The organism is Mongoliibacter sp. (assembly GCF_007692705.1).
GTDB lineage: Bacteria > Bacteroidota > Bacteroidia > Cytophagales > Cyclobacteriaceae > Mongoliibacter.
Genome location: NZ_REBN01000257.1, coordinates 1 through 15,898, shown reverse-complemented (window position 1 = coordinate 15,898; position 15,898 = coordinate 1). Strand labels below are relative to the sequence as shown.

General features: G+C 40.2%; 10 protein-coding genes and 1 pseudogene. 1 reads left to right on the top strand and 10 read right to left on the bottom strand.

From position 1 onward, the window contains the following. Positions 1–461: 461 nt before the first annotated feature. The 10 genes and pseudogenes from EA341_RS19045 to EA341_RS17765 form a co-directional block, all read right to left on the bottom strand. On the bottom strand, positions 462–566 hold the full coding sequence (locus tag EA341_RS19045) for an AraC family transcriptional regulator (protein WP_367127811.1): 105 nt from the start codon (positions 564–566) through the stop codon (positions 462–464). A 430-nt stretch (positions 567–996) separates the two neighbouring features. Continuing rightward, complete coding sequence (locus EA341_RS17805) at positions 997–2,016, bottom strand: DUF481 domain-containing protein (protein WP_293016521.1); 1,020 nt, start codon at positions 2,014–2,016, stop codon at positions 997–999. Positions 2,017–3,222: 1,206 nt separating this feature from the next. Next, positions 3,223–3,681, bottom strand: a complete 459-nt coding sequence (locus EA341_RS17800) for an AraC family transcriptional regulator (RefSeq protein WP_293016520.1) — start codon at positions 3,679–3,681, stop codon at positions 3,223–3,225. 1,325 nt (positions 3,682–5,006) lie between these two features. Further along, positions 5,007–5,642: a hypothetical protein gene (locus tag EA341_RS17795; RefSeq protein WP_293016519.1), complete on the bottom strand. Its 636-nt coding sequence runs from the start codon at positions 5,640–5,642 to the stop codon at positions 5,007–5,009. Positions 5,643–5,655: 13 nt separating this feature from the next. Continuing rightward, a pseudogene (locus tag EA341_RS17790) lies at positions 5,656–5,967 on the bottom strand (DUF4136 domain-containing protein); the annotation flags it as partial. A 244-nt stretch (positions 5,968–6,211) separates the two neighbouring features. Further along, positions 6,212–6,682, bottom strand: a complete 471-nt coding sequence (locus EA341_RS17785) for a hypothetical protein (protein ID WP_293016518.1) — start codon at positions 6,680–6,682, stop codon at positions 6,212–6,214. 143 nt (positions 6,683–6,825) lie between these two features. Continuing rightward, positions 6,826–7,497 carry an outer membrane beta-barrel protein gene (locus EA341_RS17780; RefSeq protein WP_293016517.1) on the bottom strand — a complete coding sequence of 224 codons (672 nt, stop codon included), beginning with the start codon at positions 7,495–7,497 and terminating at the stop codon, positions 6,826–6,828. A gap of 35 nt (positions 7,498–7,532) precedes the next feature. Further along, a complete protein-coding gene (locus EA341_RS17775; protein WP_293016516.1) occupies positions 7,533–8,945 on the bottom strand; it encodes an efflux transporter outer membrane subunit in 1,413 nt (470 codons plus the stop codon). Beyond that, the gene (locus EA341_RS17770; RefSeq protein WP_293016515.1) at positions 8,942–12,118 is read right to left on the bottom strand and encodes an efflux RND transporter permease subunit; all 3,177 of its coding nucleotides are present in this window, start codon (positions 12,116–12,118) and stop codon (positions 8,942–8,944) included. The genes EA341_RS17775 and EA341_RS17770 overlap by 4 nt, the downstream gene beginning before the upstream one ends. Further along, positions 12,115–13,254, bottom strand: coding sequence for an efflux RND transporter periplasmic adaptor subunit (locus EA341_RS17765; protein ID WP_293016514.1), 1,140 nt, complete (start codon positions 13,252–13,254; stop codon positions 12,115–12,117). The genes EA341_RS17770 and EA341_RS17765 overlap by 4 nt, the downstream gene beginning before the upstream one ends. Before the next feature lie 677 nt (positions 13,255–13,931). Between EA341_RS17765 and EA341_RS17760 the strand changes: the two genes are divergently transcribed. Beyond that, on the top strand, positions 13,932–15,898 hold a 1,967-nt coding region (locus tag EA341_RS17760), incomplete at its 3' end, for a family 20 glycosylhydrolase (RefSeq protein WP_293016513.1).

Below are 15,898 nucleotides of genomic sequence, written 5' to 3'. Positions count from 1 at the left end.
AGGTTGTGTGTATTTGAAGAAACTTTATGAACCTTTGCCAGACTGATGGCACTTTCCTTCAGAAAGTGGATATTAAATGATACTGCTAAGCCCTTATCCATAATTGTACACTTTTAAAAGATTCCCTATTCATATTAAAAAAATCCGCGATTTTCGCTTAGAAGTATTTCATTGGTAATATCATATGGGGATGGAGGCTTAAATCAACTCCATAAAAATTCCATATGAGTATCAACTAAAAAACATAATCTTGCCCTTATTCAAAATGCTAGCCTGGGTGATATAATCACCGAAAAGCATTTTTTATTTTGATACTTCAGTTTTTCAACTTTGTTAAAGGTACGATATTTAGCCTGAGTAAATTGTGTTTATGATATATATCATATCTAATAAAATGCTTTTTATTTACAGTTTGAAAAATATGGCATTTTGATATACAACCGGACAGAAGTATTGAGATCTTATCTTTGGGTGAGATTTTTCTCCCGAAATACTGAAGGAGTCATACCTGTTTCCTTCTTAAAGGACTGGAGGAAAGTGGATCTGGATTTGAACCCGGCTTCCATGCCAATCCCTTCCAGGGAAAGGTTTGACCACTTTTTGGTATAGATGTTTTTTTTATGTAGTTGACCTTGTATTTATTGATTAGGCCATCAAAATTTATTTGGTATACCGTGTGGATAACCAATAATGTTGACTACTAATACACTTTTTATGTATAATGCCCTACGCTTCACGCTTTTTCTTCATTTTCATCCGGCAGCTGTGTCCGTCAGGAAAAACTTGATTAAAATCAAGTATGGTCACATCTCTATCATTTGACTGTAAAACAAATACATGTGGACGAAACCTTTTTACGTTATGCATAATAGGGGATCAACGTATAAATTGAATGGTGGAAGTATGACTAAATATTTCTAAATCAATTTTTCCCGGAACTTATTGGAACCCTATACCTGCACATGTTTTTTCTCTCTATTTAAAAAAGAATAGGAGTTACCAGCTCCATCCCATAGTAGTTTGCCAAATATAATCCAATGAGCGAGAAGGTTGAAAAGGTTGATTATCATAGTTTAGGGTAAGTCCGGTCTTGATGTAAAAATCCAAAGGTAAATCATAGCTGATATCCAGTCTGTAATCAACCCTTATCCTATTCTCTTGGGTTATGCTCGGATAAACGAAGATATTGGTAAGCAAATCCAAATCCCCTAAATCAAAAATATTCAATTCGGAAGCAATCCATGCTTCTGCACTCCTTCGGTCCATTGATTCCCCTACAAAAGTTTCATTATTAAAGGATGCCCCGCCAAAAACTCTCCAATACATTGCGTTTGATTTAAAAAAATCCCTGCCACCTCCTACAAGGGTGTTGACCCGCAAGTCAATTAACTGTTCTGTATTGTAAAGGTGTTCGATCCTGACCAAAGTAAACCATGTACTTTTTGGAAAATAAAGGGCGGTCAGGTTTCCATCTCCACGACGAATGTCTTCAACCTCGTCCCGGGAAGTTATCAATTGATTATAAGAAGCATCAAAAGACCATCTTTCGGCTATATACCCAACATTGCTTCGAGTAGAAAATTGCCTTTGATTTTTGGCTCTGGTTAAGGTAAATCCTAAATCGATACTTGCACTTAACCTATCGAGAAATCCCCTATCAATGGATTTTATGTATAAAATATCCTCTAAGGGAAAAGTGATCTTCTCATTATTTTCAGAATTTACTTCCAAAAATCCTGGATTAGGACTACTGATTTTTCCAAAAATTCTACCACTAGTCTTAGCGGCAGTGATAAATAAGGATTCGGAGTGGATTGAATGTACCTCTGCCCATTTGACCTGGAAGTCGGCTTTACTAAACGGAGTTTTCACCACCAAAACTCCTCTTTCCATTGACTTGATCTCACCCAAAAGGTAATGATTGTTTTGCATGACGATAGAATCGTTTTGTGCGTAGATTTTGGTCCCCGCTAATAAAAGAATAAAGAGGAAGGTTTTTTTCAGATGGCTTTTCATGTGTTATAAAGGCTTTTTAAGATCTCATGCCCGCCTATCGGCAAACATAGATCTCGTAGGGTTGATAATTATCTTTGTACTTCGCTTCCGAAATGCCCTATTTCAAATAAGTTTTAATGGAAAGCTGAATTAATAAATTTTATTAGTTGTACATATATCATAGGCTCATGACAGGTTATTTCCCGTGTAATAGGGAAACTCCAGGGTGATTTTTGGGTAAGATTTTGGATAACGGCACTGGGATGATGAGAACTAATCGACGACAGATGAGCTGTGAAACAACTTTAGAAATTTTTCCGAACAAGGATAGTATCATGGTAAACGCAGCAAGTTGTTTTGAGCATTGTTAATCAATAAAAGAGCTCCAAGTTGACAGATAAAATGGGTAAGGTGGCACTGACAAGCGTCAGATAGTTAAGATAACCCACATATGAGATGTCCTTAAAGATGAGTTCATGGCTTAAACGCAGCACACCTTTTTTAAGAACATACCAGTTCATTTCCAGAACCAATTCAGATGGAGTGCCGTAGCTCGGTAGAAAAGCCGGGAAGCAGAAAACGACCTTCTACGTTTTTCAACTCAATGCGATCTTCATATACACCCTGATCAGCACTTCACCTTCGCCGTTCTAGTGCGAAAGTGAGACGGGTATCGCCTTGTATGGGTATGTACCTGAACTGAACATTTCGGAATAAGACCATTCCATTAGGCTCCCAATATTCTATGGAATATGTGGGAAATATCTATGTCCATAAATGGGCCCCAGTATTGTCCAATACCAAATTTTCCCGACTCAACATGGGCGTGTCGCAGTCGAAAAGTAGTCTACCCGGCATCCGCACCAGTTCCGAGCATTTCGTATTCAAACTGAGTCTTTAATTCGCCTAGTTCAGTGGGAAACGAAGTTTTGAAACCCAATCGTATCTGTCGAACTGATGAGTAATCCTTACCATCATTACCAAACTCATTTTCAAAAGAAGTAAGCTTAGTAGGACGAATGATATCAAATCAATCAGGATGGATTTGATTAAAATTATACCTGACGTCCATCATGACAAAGACCTATTTCTACTTGATCTTTAAGATAATTTGATCAAATGTAAAGGAGACATGGGTCTGGATCAAAAACCGGATAAGTTATCCTGATTAGAATTATAAAATAGCGCAACTTGATGTGGAAATGGAAAAGTTTAAAGAGGCTTTAGCTAGGGTTGAGGATTAATTTCCCGAAATACTGAAGGAGTCATACCTGTTTCCTTCTTAAAGGACTGGAGGAAAGTGGATCTGGATTTGAACCCGGCTTCCATGCCAATCCCTTCCAGGGAAAGGTTTGACCACTTTTTGGCATGAATGTTTTTCTTGATGTAGTTGACCCTGTATTTATTGATCAGGCCATTAAAATTCATTTGGTATACCGTGTTGATCGTAGCCGAAAGATGATGTCTCTGGATACATGTATCTTCCACCATATCTTGCATCCGGAAACTACTGTCCAGATAGGGCTTTTTTGTTTCCAGGTATTTTTCAATGCGATAACGGTAGTCACTTATCTGGTCAGCAGATAGTGAAAGGTTACGGTTATCAGTGGTTTGGGAGAGGATTTCATTGGCCAGATTTTCAGATTCTGAGAAGTCAGCTAACCCGTAAAGAATCTGTGGCTGCAAAAACAAGTAAATCAAAATAATAAGAAGTGTAGACGCTATTACTACTGTAAGAAGGTGGTGAATTGAGTAGGATTCATTATTGGTAAATAAACTAACAAGAAGAAGGCTATAGCAGCTAATTAACATCAGTGTAAACCAGTCAAGCCATTGAATGATTTTTTCTTGATATGAATCTAAAATATGATTTTTTTTCGTGTATTGCCTTATGATATAAAATTGGAAACTAAAATAAATCAATCCTATTATGGTTTTTAAAAATGAATGCCATTTTTGAGGTAGAAAACCTTCTTGTAATGCCAGGGAATAATCAGGATCAATAAAGATGATCTCGAGAATATTTATTTTTGTTTCAGCACTTTTCAAAAAAAAAGGTGTTAATTCTACAAAATGAAAAATTGCGGGGGTAAAATGAAGCAAGTCAAAAAAACTAAATTTCACTTCTTCATCCAATACCGTACGGACATATAGATATGCCGCTGGGGCTATGATGTATATAAAAGGACTGGCAGTTCGAAAAAAGTGAGGTACTTTTAGAATAAGCCCACTGGCTATCAATCCACTTACAAACATAAGATAAGCGAAACTAAAAACGCAAACTGCAAGCAGAAAGTTAGCATAAGTGAATTTAGGATTGACTGAAATCAGTATCAATACAATAACTGATCCGAGTAAAAAACCAGAAAAAGATAAAATAACAGCTATGTCTGAACTAATCAATAGCGATTTGTTTAACAGATTGTCGTAGTAAATTATTTGATATTCAGGGGTTATACTTACGCATGGAATGCAACTCATGCACCAAAACCTGACAGCTTAACACTGTTATAAAATTAATAAAATTCACGGTAGATTTATTAAAACAAGCAGAACTAATTTCGGGGTTGCCAAAAAGGCAGCATATAGCAACCAAAATACTTTTACGAATTTGAATGTCCCAGGAGTAGGAGACACCCCTTGCAGTTGCAGGAAGGAAGATTTTAGACAAGACGGTTCGGAGTATTTAAAATCTGGTGTTGTGCTTAATGTTTTTAAACTATTTAGAATTATCCTGCTCATATGGCTTTTCGGATTACGCCTCGTTTTTTCAAGTGGGTTCTGAACCCTACATTTTCTTCATTATTTTAGGAAAATGATTTTTATCTTAACCATGCGAGCCTATGAATAAAGGCTAAAAGGAGATGCCACTGGAAGGGATACCGCCCTAATAATGCTTCGGACATACCTGGGACATTATTTGTCTGCATTTATGATAAAGGAAAAGGGACTGTGCTTTAATTGGCCGTTGGTTTATAACTTCCCTGGATAAATCATCTGGTTTTTGAAGCCTATATCCTTGCGATAATCCCATCCTTGACCAGCTGCTTAACTACTGAATTTGCGAAAGCCTTTGAAAACTGTTTCAAGGAAGAGGGGTTAGCACTTTCTGATTGGCTAGACCATATCATTTCCTCCGATTGAACCTCATATAAATTTGCTTCCAAATAATATTTTTTATCCGTAGTGTAGTAACCATTATCGTACATATAGGGATTGTACATTCCATAGTAAGACCAAAACCTCCCATGATAGCCAAAACCCATCGGCATATAGGCGCTTGTCCCTGGCACATAACGGGTTTCGTTGGTTTGATCCAAAAGCGTGATTATCAGAATAGCCTTACTTCCCAGCTGCCTAATTTCCCCAAGTATTGCCTCTTTATCAGCTTCTTTTGCCTTGAATCCAGGTGGGATAATTTCAAAGCTTCCAGTGGCAGAAATTCCCTGCGCAAGGATCATATCTTCCAAATACGTTTCCACTGTTTGTCTTGCGAGTACATTCTGAGTAAGTGCGGTTACAAATATGCTATTGTACCCACCGGTGGATTTTTTTGGGCTGCTCCAGGATCCAATAATGTTTACACTCGGCGAACAGGACATGAGGACAAATAGGAGTAAGCATACAACTACATAAGATTTATTCATTGTATTTAAATTTTTATTTGGTTACTTGTTTAAAGAAAATTTCTACAACCTCTTCAATATTTTTAAGTATGATTTTTGATTTTTTTGGTAAAGCCTGATGAATGTTTCCCACCCAAACGGCCCGATTTGAGTGATTTTCTACCAAGTGTAGGCTTATGGTACCCTCCTCGTAGGTCCCAACTGGTATTTCTTCTGCCTTCCAGCTGTAAGATCGCTGACCTAAATACATAAAGGGTTCAGTAGCAAGGCTCTTTTCACGGGTACGTTCTTTTTCTTCTACCACGATACCCAAGTTTATTTGAAGATCAGGATTGGTAGAAGACCTACCTAAACCATTTTCTTCTCAATGGATTCTTTAAGGAGGTTGAAGATTAGTTTAAACTCCAGTAGTCCGATTTTTTCAATGTCAAATCGAAAGAAATCAAAGGTTTTATATTTATTCAACTCAAAGTTTCCATACTGATCCCAGTCCATTAGAACAGAACCACTGCCACAGTTGCATAGTACATGGTAAGGGGAAGAGAAAAGGAACGTAGTCTCAGTTTTTTTTAATGGGAGTTGTATTTTATTCATTTGAATTCATCAATAAAGGGGAGCTCTTGCAGGGATAGGTTTCGAAGGGTATTGTGAATATAGATGTCCAGTTGAAGAAATTTTGCAGCATCTCTCGCGGTCGTATTTTTCTTGAATTTTTTGTAGTATTTCTTATGTAGTTTACTCCTGTCTACAGAATTCTTCAAAATAGCTTTTGTGAGAGAATCGGCGATTTCATTGTCAATATTCTCGTAATTGGTGAGGTATTCGTTGATCAAAAGAATGCGTTCCCTCGCGAGTATCTGTCGCTCTCCTTCATATTGCTGGTAGATTGTCCAAAAGCCAGGTGACAAAGATTCAGGCAGATCCATTACAGCCTGTACCAGTTGTTTTTTTTCCATTCCAAATTGTGCTTGCATAAGAGTGATCTCATCGTCAATGCCCTGAGCAAAAGCCAGGCTGCCAAGTAAAAAACTGAAAAGGAAAATGAGTGCTGATTTTTTCATGATAGTGTGATTTATATTAATGCAAATTTTATGAACTATTTTTTATTTTAATTGGCGGAAAGTTCTTTTTGAGAGGATCGAATCATTCCATTCGGGGTTAATATCCGGAGTTAGGCGTCTCATGAATATCTTTCTTTTTTAGTTTATTCATAAGGGATCCGTAAAACCAATCCTCCATCAAACCCAAATTGGAACATGCTGGAGTAAGAGCTCAATCCAGCCCCAGTGCCCCCAGAACCAAAATATAAGCTTCCGCCCATTGATTGGACTGCAGAAAACAGCGATGCTTGTGCACGGAAGGCCAAGTTATTACTAAGCGTTAAATTTATTCCTCCCCGAAAACTATAGGCAAACCGGGTAGTAGAACGTTCGTTATTAGTATCAGGATTTGTCAAGGAAAAAATACCCATCCCAAGGCCAAATCCGGCGAATGGTTCCAACTGTTCATTTATTGGGAAATAGCGAGTACTATTCACCATGAGCCAATTTAGCCGCAGATCAAAATCAGCTTTTTGGAGTTGTCCACCGGAATGGATAATGTCACTGTACCTCGTTGGGGCATTGGTGTTTTGCCTAAGGTACTGTATTTCTATTCCGCCAATTTCCGGAATTACATATTCTATACCGCCTCCCCAGCGGGCTCCGTCTTGAATTTGCCCACTGTAGTATGAACTACTTGAATAGTAAGAGTCTACCTTGTCTTTAAAGACATATCCTCCATAGGTATTTACCCTGATTTCCTGGCTAAAACTTGACTGAGTGATCAGAATACAAATAGCAACGAGTAAAATTTTCTTATTTAATAAATTCATCATAAGACAATTGCTTTTTTCAGTGAGTATTGTAGAAATCATTCTATTGGACCTCCTCCGGAGGCTTTATAAAATTGGACATAGGCAGAAAGTAGTGATTGCTGAAGCTGTACCAATGCAAGCTCTGCATCAAATGCCTGCCGTTGTGATTCCAAGACCTCTAAATAGCTGGTCACTCCCTGTGAATACCGCTCTCCGCTTAGAAATTGAGCACTTAATGCCGATTTTTTTCTTTCCCGGGCAGCAAGTAATTCCTGATTCAGTGTGGAAATTCCCACTTTAATATCTTCCATTTCTCTCAAGGCGTTTAATACTCTGTTTTCGTAAGCAAAAAGCTGTTGGTATTCCTTACTTTGTTCGATATCTACCCTTCTTTTTAGTTGCCCCCAAAAAAACAAGGGACCCATAAGTTGCCCACCAATGTTCCACAAAGGATTGGATAAATCCCATTGCCGAAAATCATCTGTGATGATTCCAAGGGTTGCATTTAGGCTAATACCAGGAAGTCTATTTGCGATGGCTGCCCCTAATTGTGCATTTTGCGCCATTAGCTGAAATTCAGCTTCTAGAATATCGGGCCTGTTCTTAAGTAAATCTACCGGTGAAGATTGGTTCAGGTCCATTTCGGTGCGCAGCTCAGGCAGAGAATGGCTCTTTGGTAGTTTTGTTGGGTTCCTTCCTACAAGAAAATTGAGTGAATTTTCCAGTTGAACGGATTTTCTCCGGAATTTTGGTACTGAACCAGCAGCGATATTTTTCAAGATATTGGATTGCTCCACATCGGTTTGCTGGATTATCCCTTTTTCAAATCTGGCCACGATGATTTGGTGCATGCTATCCCTCAAGGCAAAGTTCCGTTCGGCAATTTCGAGTTCTTCTAGGGCCTGCAACCAATGAAAATAGGTGGTGGCCACATCGCTGATTAAGGAAAGCTGCATACTTTTCAGTCCATGCTCACTTGCCAATAAGCTATACCTTGCGGCATCGGATAAATTTCGTAACCTTCCCCAAAAATCAATTTCCCAGTTTAAACCAGTCCCTGCTATAAATAGCTCATTGGTCTGACCAATCTGGTTGAAAAGGAAATTACCTCTATCAGCGGACACCTGTGCACCAATTTTGGGTAACATTTCAGCATTTTGAATCCTAAGAGCATACCGATTCTGCATTATCCGTTCTGCAGCAATGCCAACATTTCGATTATATCGCAAGGAGGTTCGAATCAATGTATCCAGCAAGGGGTCGTCAAAGAGGCTCCACCATTCCAGATTAGCATCTCCTACTTTTTCCAAATCCAGGGTATTAATGTTATCCGTTCCGGCTTGTTGTTCTTCCTCAAGTGTAGCGTTATAAGTTGTAGGAATGGGTACATCCACGCCCTTATAGGATTTACCTACTTTGCAGGCGCAAAAAAGCAGAACCATGAGAATGACTTGAATAATTGTTTTCATGCTTCTGAAGGATTTGTAGTTTCAGCTAATGCCCTTTTTTTCTCATAATTAAAGAGTTTCCCAACCATGACGAAAAGCATGGGGTAGAGGAATACTCCCAAAAAAGTAGCCATCCCTATCCCGCCCAGAAGTGCCATTCCCATTACCTTTCTTGCTTCTGCTCCTGAACCAGAAGCCAAAATCAAGGGTAGGATTCCCAGTATAAAGGAAAAAACGGTCATCAATATGGGGCGGAATCTAAGCCGTGCAGCTTCAATCGCCGAATCAAATAGCGATAAGCCATCATCAAATTTCATTTTGGCAAACTCCACGATCAATATGGCATTCTTAGCCGCCATGGCGATTAGGAGGATGAGGGAAATCTGTGCAAAAATATTGTTTTCAAAACTCAAGCTGAACGCACGGGCTACCGTCAGCAATAGAAAGGCACCAAGCAAGGCAAAGGGTGTTCCCAGCAGAATGCTTAAAGGCAGAGACCAGCTTTCGTATTGAGCAGCCAAAATCAGAAAAACCAAAAAGAAGGAAAATGCGAAAATGAGTCCTGCCGAACCGGAAGCAGCTTTTTCTTGAAAACTCATCCCACTCCAGCTAAATTCCATATTATCCGGCAACACTTCTCTGGCCACTTCCTCCAAGGCTACCAGTGCCTGGGTGGAAGAGTAGCCGGTAGCAGGAATTCCTGTAACTTCAGCTGTTCGAAACAGGTTAAACCTATTGGTATATTCCGGTCCACTGACCTCTTTGACATTTAGAAATGTACTTATAGGCACTGATTCTCCGGAATTGTTTTTGACGTAGAAAAGGTCCAGTCCTTGTTCGTTTTGACGGTATTCCGATTCCGCCTGAATATAAGCCCTATAAGTTCTTCCAAATTGGGAAAAATCATTGACATAGGCACCGCCCAAAAAGGCACCAAAGGTTTGATATAACTCCTGTAGGTTTACACCTGTTTTCAACACCTTATCCGTATCCAGCTCTATGAACCGTTGGGGGACAGAGGCTTGATATTGTGTGGAGGCACGTGCAATTTCTGGTCTCTGTAAAGCAGCTGCAATGAATGCCTGGGACTGTTGGTAAAGGTATTGTGGGTCTTCACCGATTTTGTCTTGGATCATTAAGCTGAAACCTGCACCAGATCCTAATCCGGGTATTGCCGGTGGTCCAAAAGCAAAGGCCACTGCATCTTTGATTTCCCCAGAGAGCATGGCATTGATTTTTTGTGCTACCAGCTTTGCAGTCTGATTACCACGATCGTCCCAATCCTTTAGCGAAAGGAACATAAAAGCTGAATTGGTGCTAAGGGCATCTGCCAATAAATTATAGCCAACAGCAGTAGAATAGGTTTCTATCTCTGGGATTTCTTTCAGAATTCCTTCTATCTTTTTTGCCACCTCGTCAGAGCGTTGCAAGCTTGCTGCATTAGGCAATTGAACACTCAAAAACAAGTATCCCTGATCTTCCTCAGGTATAAATCCCCCTGGTAATCTGGATCCAAGAATCCCTGCTGCCAAAACGGTTATCAAAATGAAAACAGCGCCCCGTTTTAATTTCCCTGAAACCACTGATGTGAAGGAGGTATAAGAAATAGTGCTTTTATCAAATGCACGATTAAAATTATTGAAAAATCTACCCAACAAGCCCTTATTTTCTTTGGCTGGATCCCTTGGCTTTAAGAGCAGTGCGCACAGTGCAGGAGAGAGGGAAAGTGCGTTGATGCTGGAAATAATTACCGATACAGCGATCGTGATGGCAAACTGCTGGTAGAGTTTCCCAGTAATGCCTGGAATTCCAAGAACCGGAACAAAAACAGCTACCAACACCAAACTAGTGGCTATAATAGGGGCAGTAACCTCTTTCATGGCTTCGGTGGTCGCTTTTTTCACACCCATCCCGCCTTCCATTTTTACTTGGACTGCCTCTACCACCACAATAGCATCATCAACCACAATACCTATGGCCAAAACCAACCCCAGTAGCGACAGTACGTTTATGCTGAATCCAAGTAAAGGAAAAAGCATAAAGGCCCCTACCAGCGAAATAGGTACCGCAAGGGTCGGGATTAGTGTAGCCCGCCAATCCTGGATAAAAAGGAACACGACCAATATTACCAGAATAAGCGCAATGATAAGGGTTTCCACAATTTCATTGATCCCTGCAATGATGGGCTTGGTAGCATCCAGTGAAATCCCATAATCAATCCCTTCCGGGAATCCCTGTGACAAAGTTTCCAATTCTTTTTTCACATCTTCTGCCACCTGCACTGCATTGGATCCGGGTGACTGGTAGATGGAAATAAGAGCTGCATCCGTACCGTTGGTACTGGTGAAAGCACTATAGCTTTCCGTTCCCATCTCTACCCGTGCGATGTCCTTGAGCCTTACCTGAGACCCGTCCGGATTACTTCTTATTATGATTTCCTTAAATTCAGCTTCTGTTTGCAGACGATCCGGCAGCCGTACTACATAAGTGAATTCTGTTCCAGGTGGTGCTGGTTCAGCCCCCAGTTTACCTCCGGGGACAATGGTGTTTTGCGCACGGATGGTCTGAGTGATTTCACTGACGGTGATGCCCATGTTGGACAACTTATCGGGTTTTACCCAGATCCTCATGGAATAATCCGACGCACCGATCACATTCACCCTGCCCACACCAGGTATCCTAGCCAATCTGTCTTTGATATTGATCATCGCATAGTTACCCAAAAATTGCTGATCATAACTTTGGTTGGGAGAGGTGAGCGATACCAAAAGTAGCGTGTTGGACATGGACTTTTCAGTGGTAACACCCATTCGTGTGACTTCTTCAGGGAGCTTGGCCATGGCAGATGATACCCTGTTTTGGGTAAATACCGTGTTCATATCCGGGTCTGTTCCAACATCAAAGGTGACCTGAATGGCCATGGTGCCATCATTGGAGTTGGTGGACTTCATATAGATCATGTTTTCCACTCCGTTGATTTGTTGTTCCAGCGGTGCGGCCACAGACTGCTCCACCGATATGGCATTGGCTCCGGTGTATTTGGCACTGACTCTTACCACAGGAGGAGTAATATCGGGGTATTGCTCAATGGGCAAGGTTGCCAAGGACACCAGTCCAATCGTGACAGTGATAATGGAGATCACAATAGCCACAATGGGTCTTCTTACAAAAAAGTGATGCTGTAGTTGACTCATTGGTTGAGGGTGTTGAATTGGACGATTTCAGGAGTTACTTTCTGACCTGATTGAACGGCCATCAAACCCTCCAATAATATTTTCTCGCCTTTGACCAGTCCTGACGCTATTACAAAAAGATCCTGAAACTCAGCTAAAATCTCCACGCGTTTTTTCGTTACCAGGCCATCGTCTCCTACTGCAAACACATTGTAAAAGCCCTGAAGCTCGACCACGCAACGCTGCGGAACAAGTAATGCCTGCTCCAAGATATCCACAACGGTTTTCACTCTGGCGAATTGGCCGGGTCGGATCAAACCATCAGGATTAGGGAATATGCTTTGAATCAAAATGGTACCTGTGCCTGGATCCACATTTCTGTCCAGAAATGTGATTTTTCCTGTATAGGGAAATTTCTCTCCGTCCGCCAGGAACAATTCAAGAGGATGACTGACTAGGTTTATACCCTCTTCCCCATCCCGAATAAACTGTTTATAAAAAGTGATATAGTCTTTTTCATTTAAAAAAAATTCCACCACGACACTGTCTGTTTTAGAGATGGTATTCAGAATAACAGGGTTGGGGCTTTTCCCAACATATTCTCCCTCCTTGGCTTTTGTCTTTCCGATGATACCGCTGATAGGAGCGCGAATTTGGGCATAACTTAGGTTAAGTTTCGCCAGATTTAAATTGGCCTCTGCCGCCTTGACGGCATCTATTGAAGCATCCCTGCGGGCTGTTGCTGCATCCAGATCCCTCTTACTAATGGCGTTGATCGCAACTAAAGGCTCAATTCTTGCAAGTTCATTTTCGGCATTTACCAAATTTACATTGGCCTCAGACAGTATACTTTCTTCTCTGCTTACATTGAGGCGAAAGGGATTATCATCGATACTGTACAAGAGTTGTCCTTTTGAAATGCTGGTTCCTTCGAGAAAATGAAGCTTCTCGACAAAACCATCCACTCTGGCACGAATAGGTATGTCAGCTTTTCCATATACCTGCCCTACAAACTCTTTAAATATAGGAACCTTTTGTTCTATTACTTCTACCGCCTTAAATTGTGTTGTAGCTGTCTCCGTTACAGTTTTTTCTGAGCATGACGCCAAGAGCAAGTAGCAGGTTAAAGACAATAACGGAATGTGCTTTCTCTTCATATTTTTTACATAATTTAATGCTGATTTAAACTTTCATTTCCAGCATACTACACTTAATTCAATGACGAAATGCCTTGAGCTTTTTTAGACCCTCAAATAGCTATTGACTTTACCGGTACTAACCCATAGTATTTTTCTGGATGGAGGTAATCTAAACTTCATCTAATCAAGGCAATGATTTCAAATCATTCCCCCCCGTTCTTTTGTCTCATCTACAATTTGGAAGAGATGCATATTAGATTGTACCTTCAAGGAGTAGAGCCTTTTTATCTGATATCTTTCGGTTCATTATTTTTTAGTAAATAGAAGGACACCGTTAAAATTTTATATAGATATATTTTATCTACAATTAGTTTCCCACAAAGCTAAACCAGACATGGATCAGGATAGAAATCTGCTGCTGTTAACTTGATCAGAATTATAAAACAGGGCAACTTGGTTTAGGAATAGAGCAGTTTTCAAAGAATTATTTCAGTTTTTGACTTCAGAAAAATTATTTATTCTAGAAAATGGGAAAGAACCACTGCTACGACTAAAAATTGCAGACACCACAAAACTTTCTATGGATAGATTAGATCTGTACAGAAAATGATCAGGCCGATAATATTACGTATTATTAGATCTTTTTAATAAACATAACAAAGAATATATTTACGGCCGCCCAACCAAAATAACCTATGTTTAAGCGAATAATTAAGATATCCGGCATCATTATTTTTGTACTTATAGCTATTTGTTCTGCCATATATTTCCTTTGGTTTAATCCTGAGGATCCAAGTATATCAGCAGAAGATAGGGCCAGCATTTCGCTGATGCCATTGCCCGCTGCACTCAAATTAGGAAAGGGGTACTATGTTTTGCCAGAGGACCTGGGCATTGAGGTAAGTGGCCCTGAAGATGATGTGGTAGTTAAGTCAATTGGGAGGTTCAAAAACCAAGTATTTGACAATACCGGAAAGACCATTTCAGAATCAGGAAAAGGAATGAAAGTGGTTTTCAAAAATAAGGTTGATCACATTCAGCCTGTACATACAGATGAATCTTATTCACTCAGCATAGGGAAAGGTGGAATTGAGCTGAAAGCGGAAACAGGATATGGAATAATAAGAGGACTGGAAACCCTGAAGCAACTGATGGTAGTTGAAGGCAGGGAGTTTTATTGGCCTTATGCAGAAATCAGTGACAGTCCCAGATATCCTTGGAGAGGATTAATGATTGATGTTTGCAGGCATTGGATACCCAAGGAGGTTATTTTAAGAAATTTAGAAGCCATGTCTGCTGTGAAATTGAATGTTTTTCACTGGCATTTAAGCGAACATCAGGCATTTAGGGTGGAATCAAAAGTCTTTCCAAAACTTCATGAATTGGGTTCAAGAGGGGAGTATTACAGTCAGGACGATATCAGGGAAATAATAGCTTTTGCAAGGGATAGAGGCATCAGGGTAGTGCCAGAGTTTGATATTCCTGGTCATGCCACCAGTTACCTGGTGGGATATCCTGAATTGGGAGCCATGCCTGGTCCTTATACACTGCGAGATAACTTTGGCCTTGCTACGGCAGTTATGGATCCTAGTAAAGAAGAAGTCTACCAATTTTTGGATCAATTTATCGGGGAGATGGCGAAGCTTTTTCCAGATCCATATTTCCACATTGGGGGAGATGAGGTGGATTTTTCAGATTGGGACAGAAATCCCTCTATTGTGGCGTTTAAAAAGGATAACCAAATTGAAAACAACCATGACCTTCAGGCCTATTTCAACCAAAGGGTGGAGGTGATTTTGTCAAAGCACGGCAAAAAAATGGTAGGATGGGATGAGATTATCAACCCAAATCTTCCAAAGGACATTGTCGTTCAGAGCTGGAGAGATCAAAAAACCCTTTTTCAGGCAGTAAAAAGAGGAGTACAAGGTATCCTTTCGGCAGGTTTTTATCTAGACCACAAGCTTCCAGCAGCAAAACATTATGAAGTCAATCCGGATATTTTACCAGGAGCAGTTTCCATAGAACCTGATACCATACTTTGGGAAAATTATGCCATCGACATCAAGGTTGGGGAAAGCCCTATGAAAAGTACCCTGATTTTATATGGTGAGGGAGAAAACTTCCGCGGAGTGTTGGGCCTTATGGATAATTATACAGGTCTTGAAGGTCTAATGAAAGAAAATGAGGAATTGACATTCACCTTTGCTTCCCCATTAGGAAAACTATCCGTAAATGCCATTGCTGATGGGGACAGTATATCCGGTGAGTTTTCGGCTATGTTATTGTCTTTTCCTTTTAAAGGAAAAAGGATTGGTTCAGATAAAATGCCCGGTACAGTTGCTCCCAAAGTAGAAAAAATGGATCCATTAACAGAAGCTGAAAGAATGCTCATTCTTGGAGGAGAGGCTGCCATGTGGTCGGAGTTGGTGGATGCAAATACAATAGATTCCAGAATTTGGCCAAGAACTGCTGCTATTGCTGAAAAACTGTGGACGCCGCAAGAACTTACTACAGATACAAAGGACATGTACAGAAGATTGGAGATCTTATCGAATGGTTTTGAGAAATTCGGACTCAGGCACCTGTCGTATCCGAATGAACTCGCACAAGAAATTGCAGAAGGAAAAGATGATGGATCATTTATGGTTTTGATTGAGGTGTT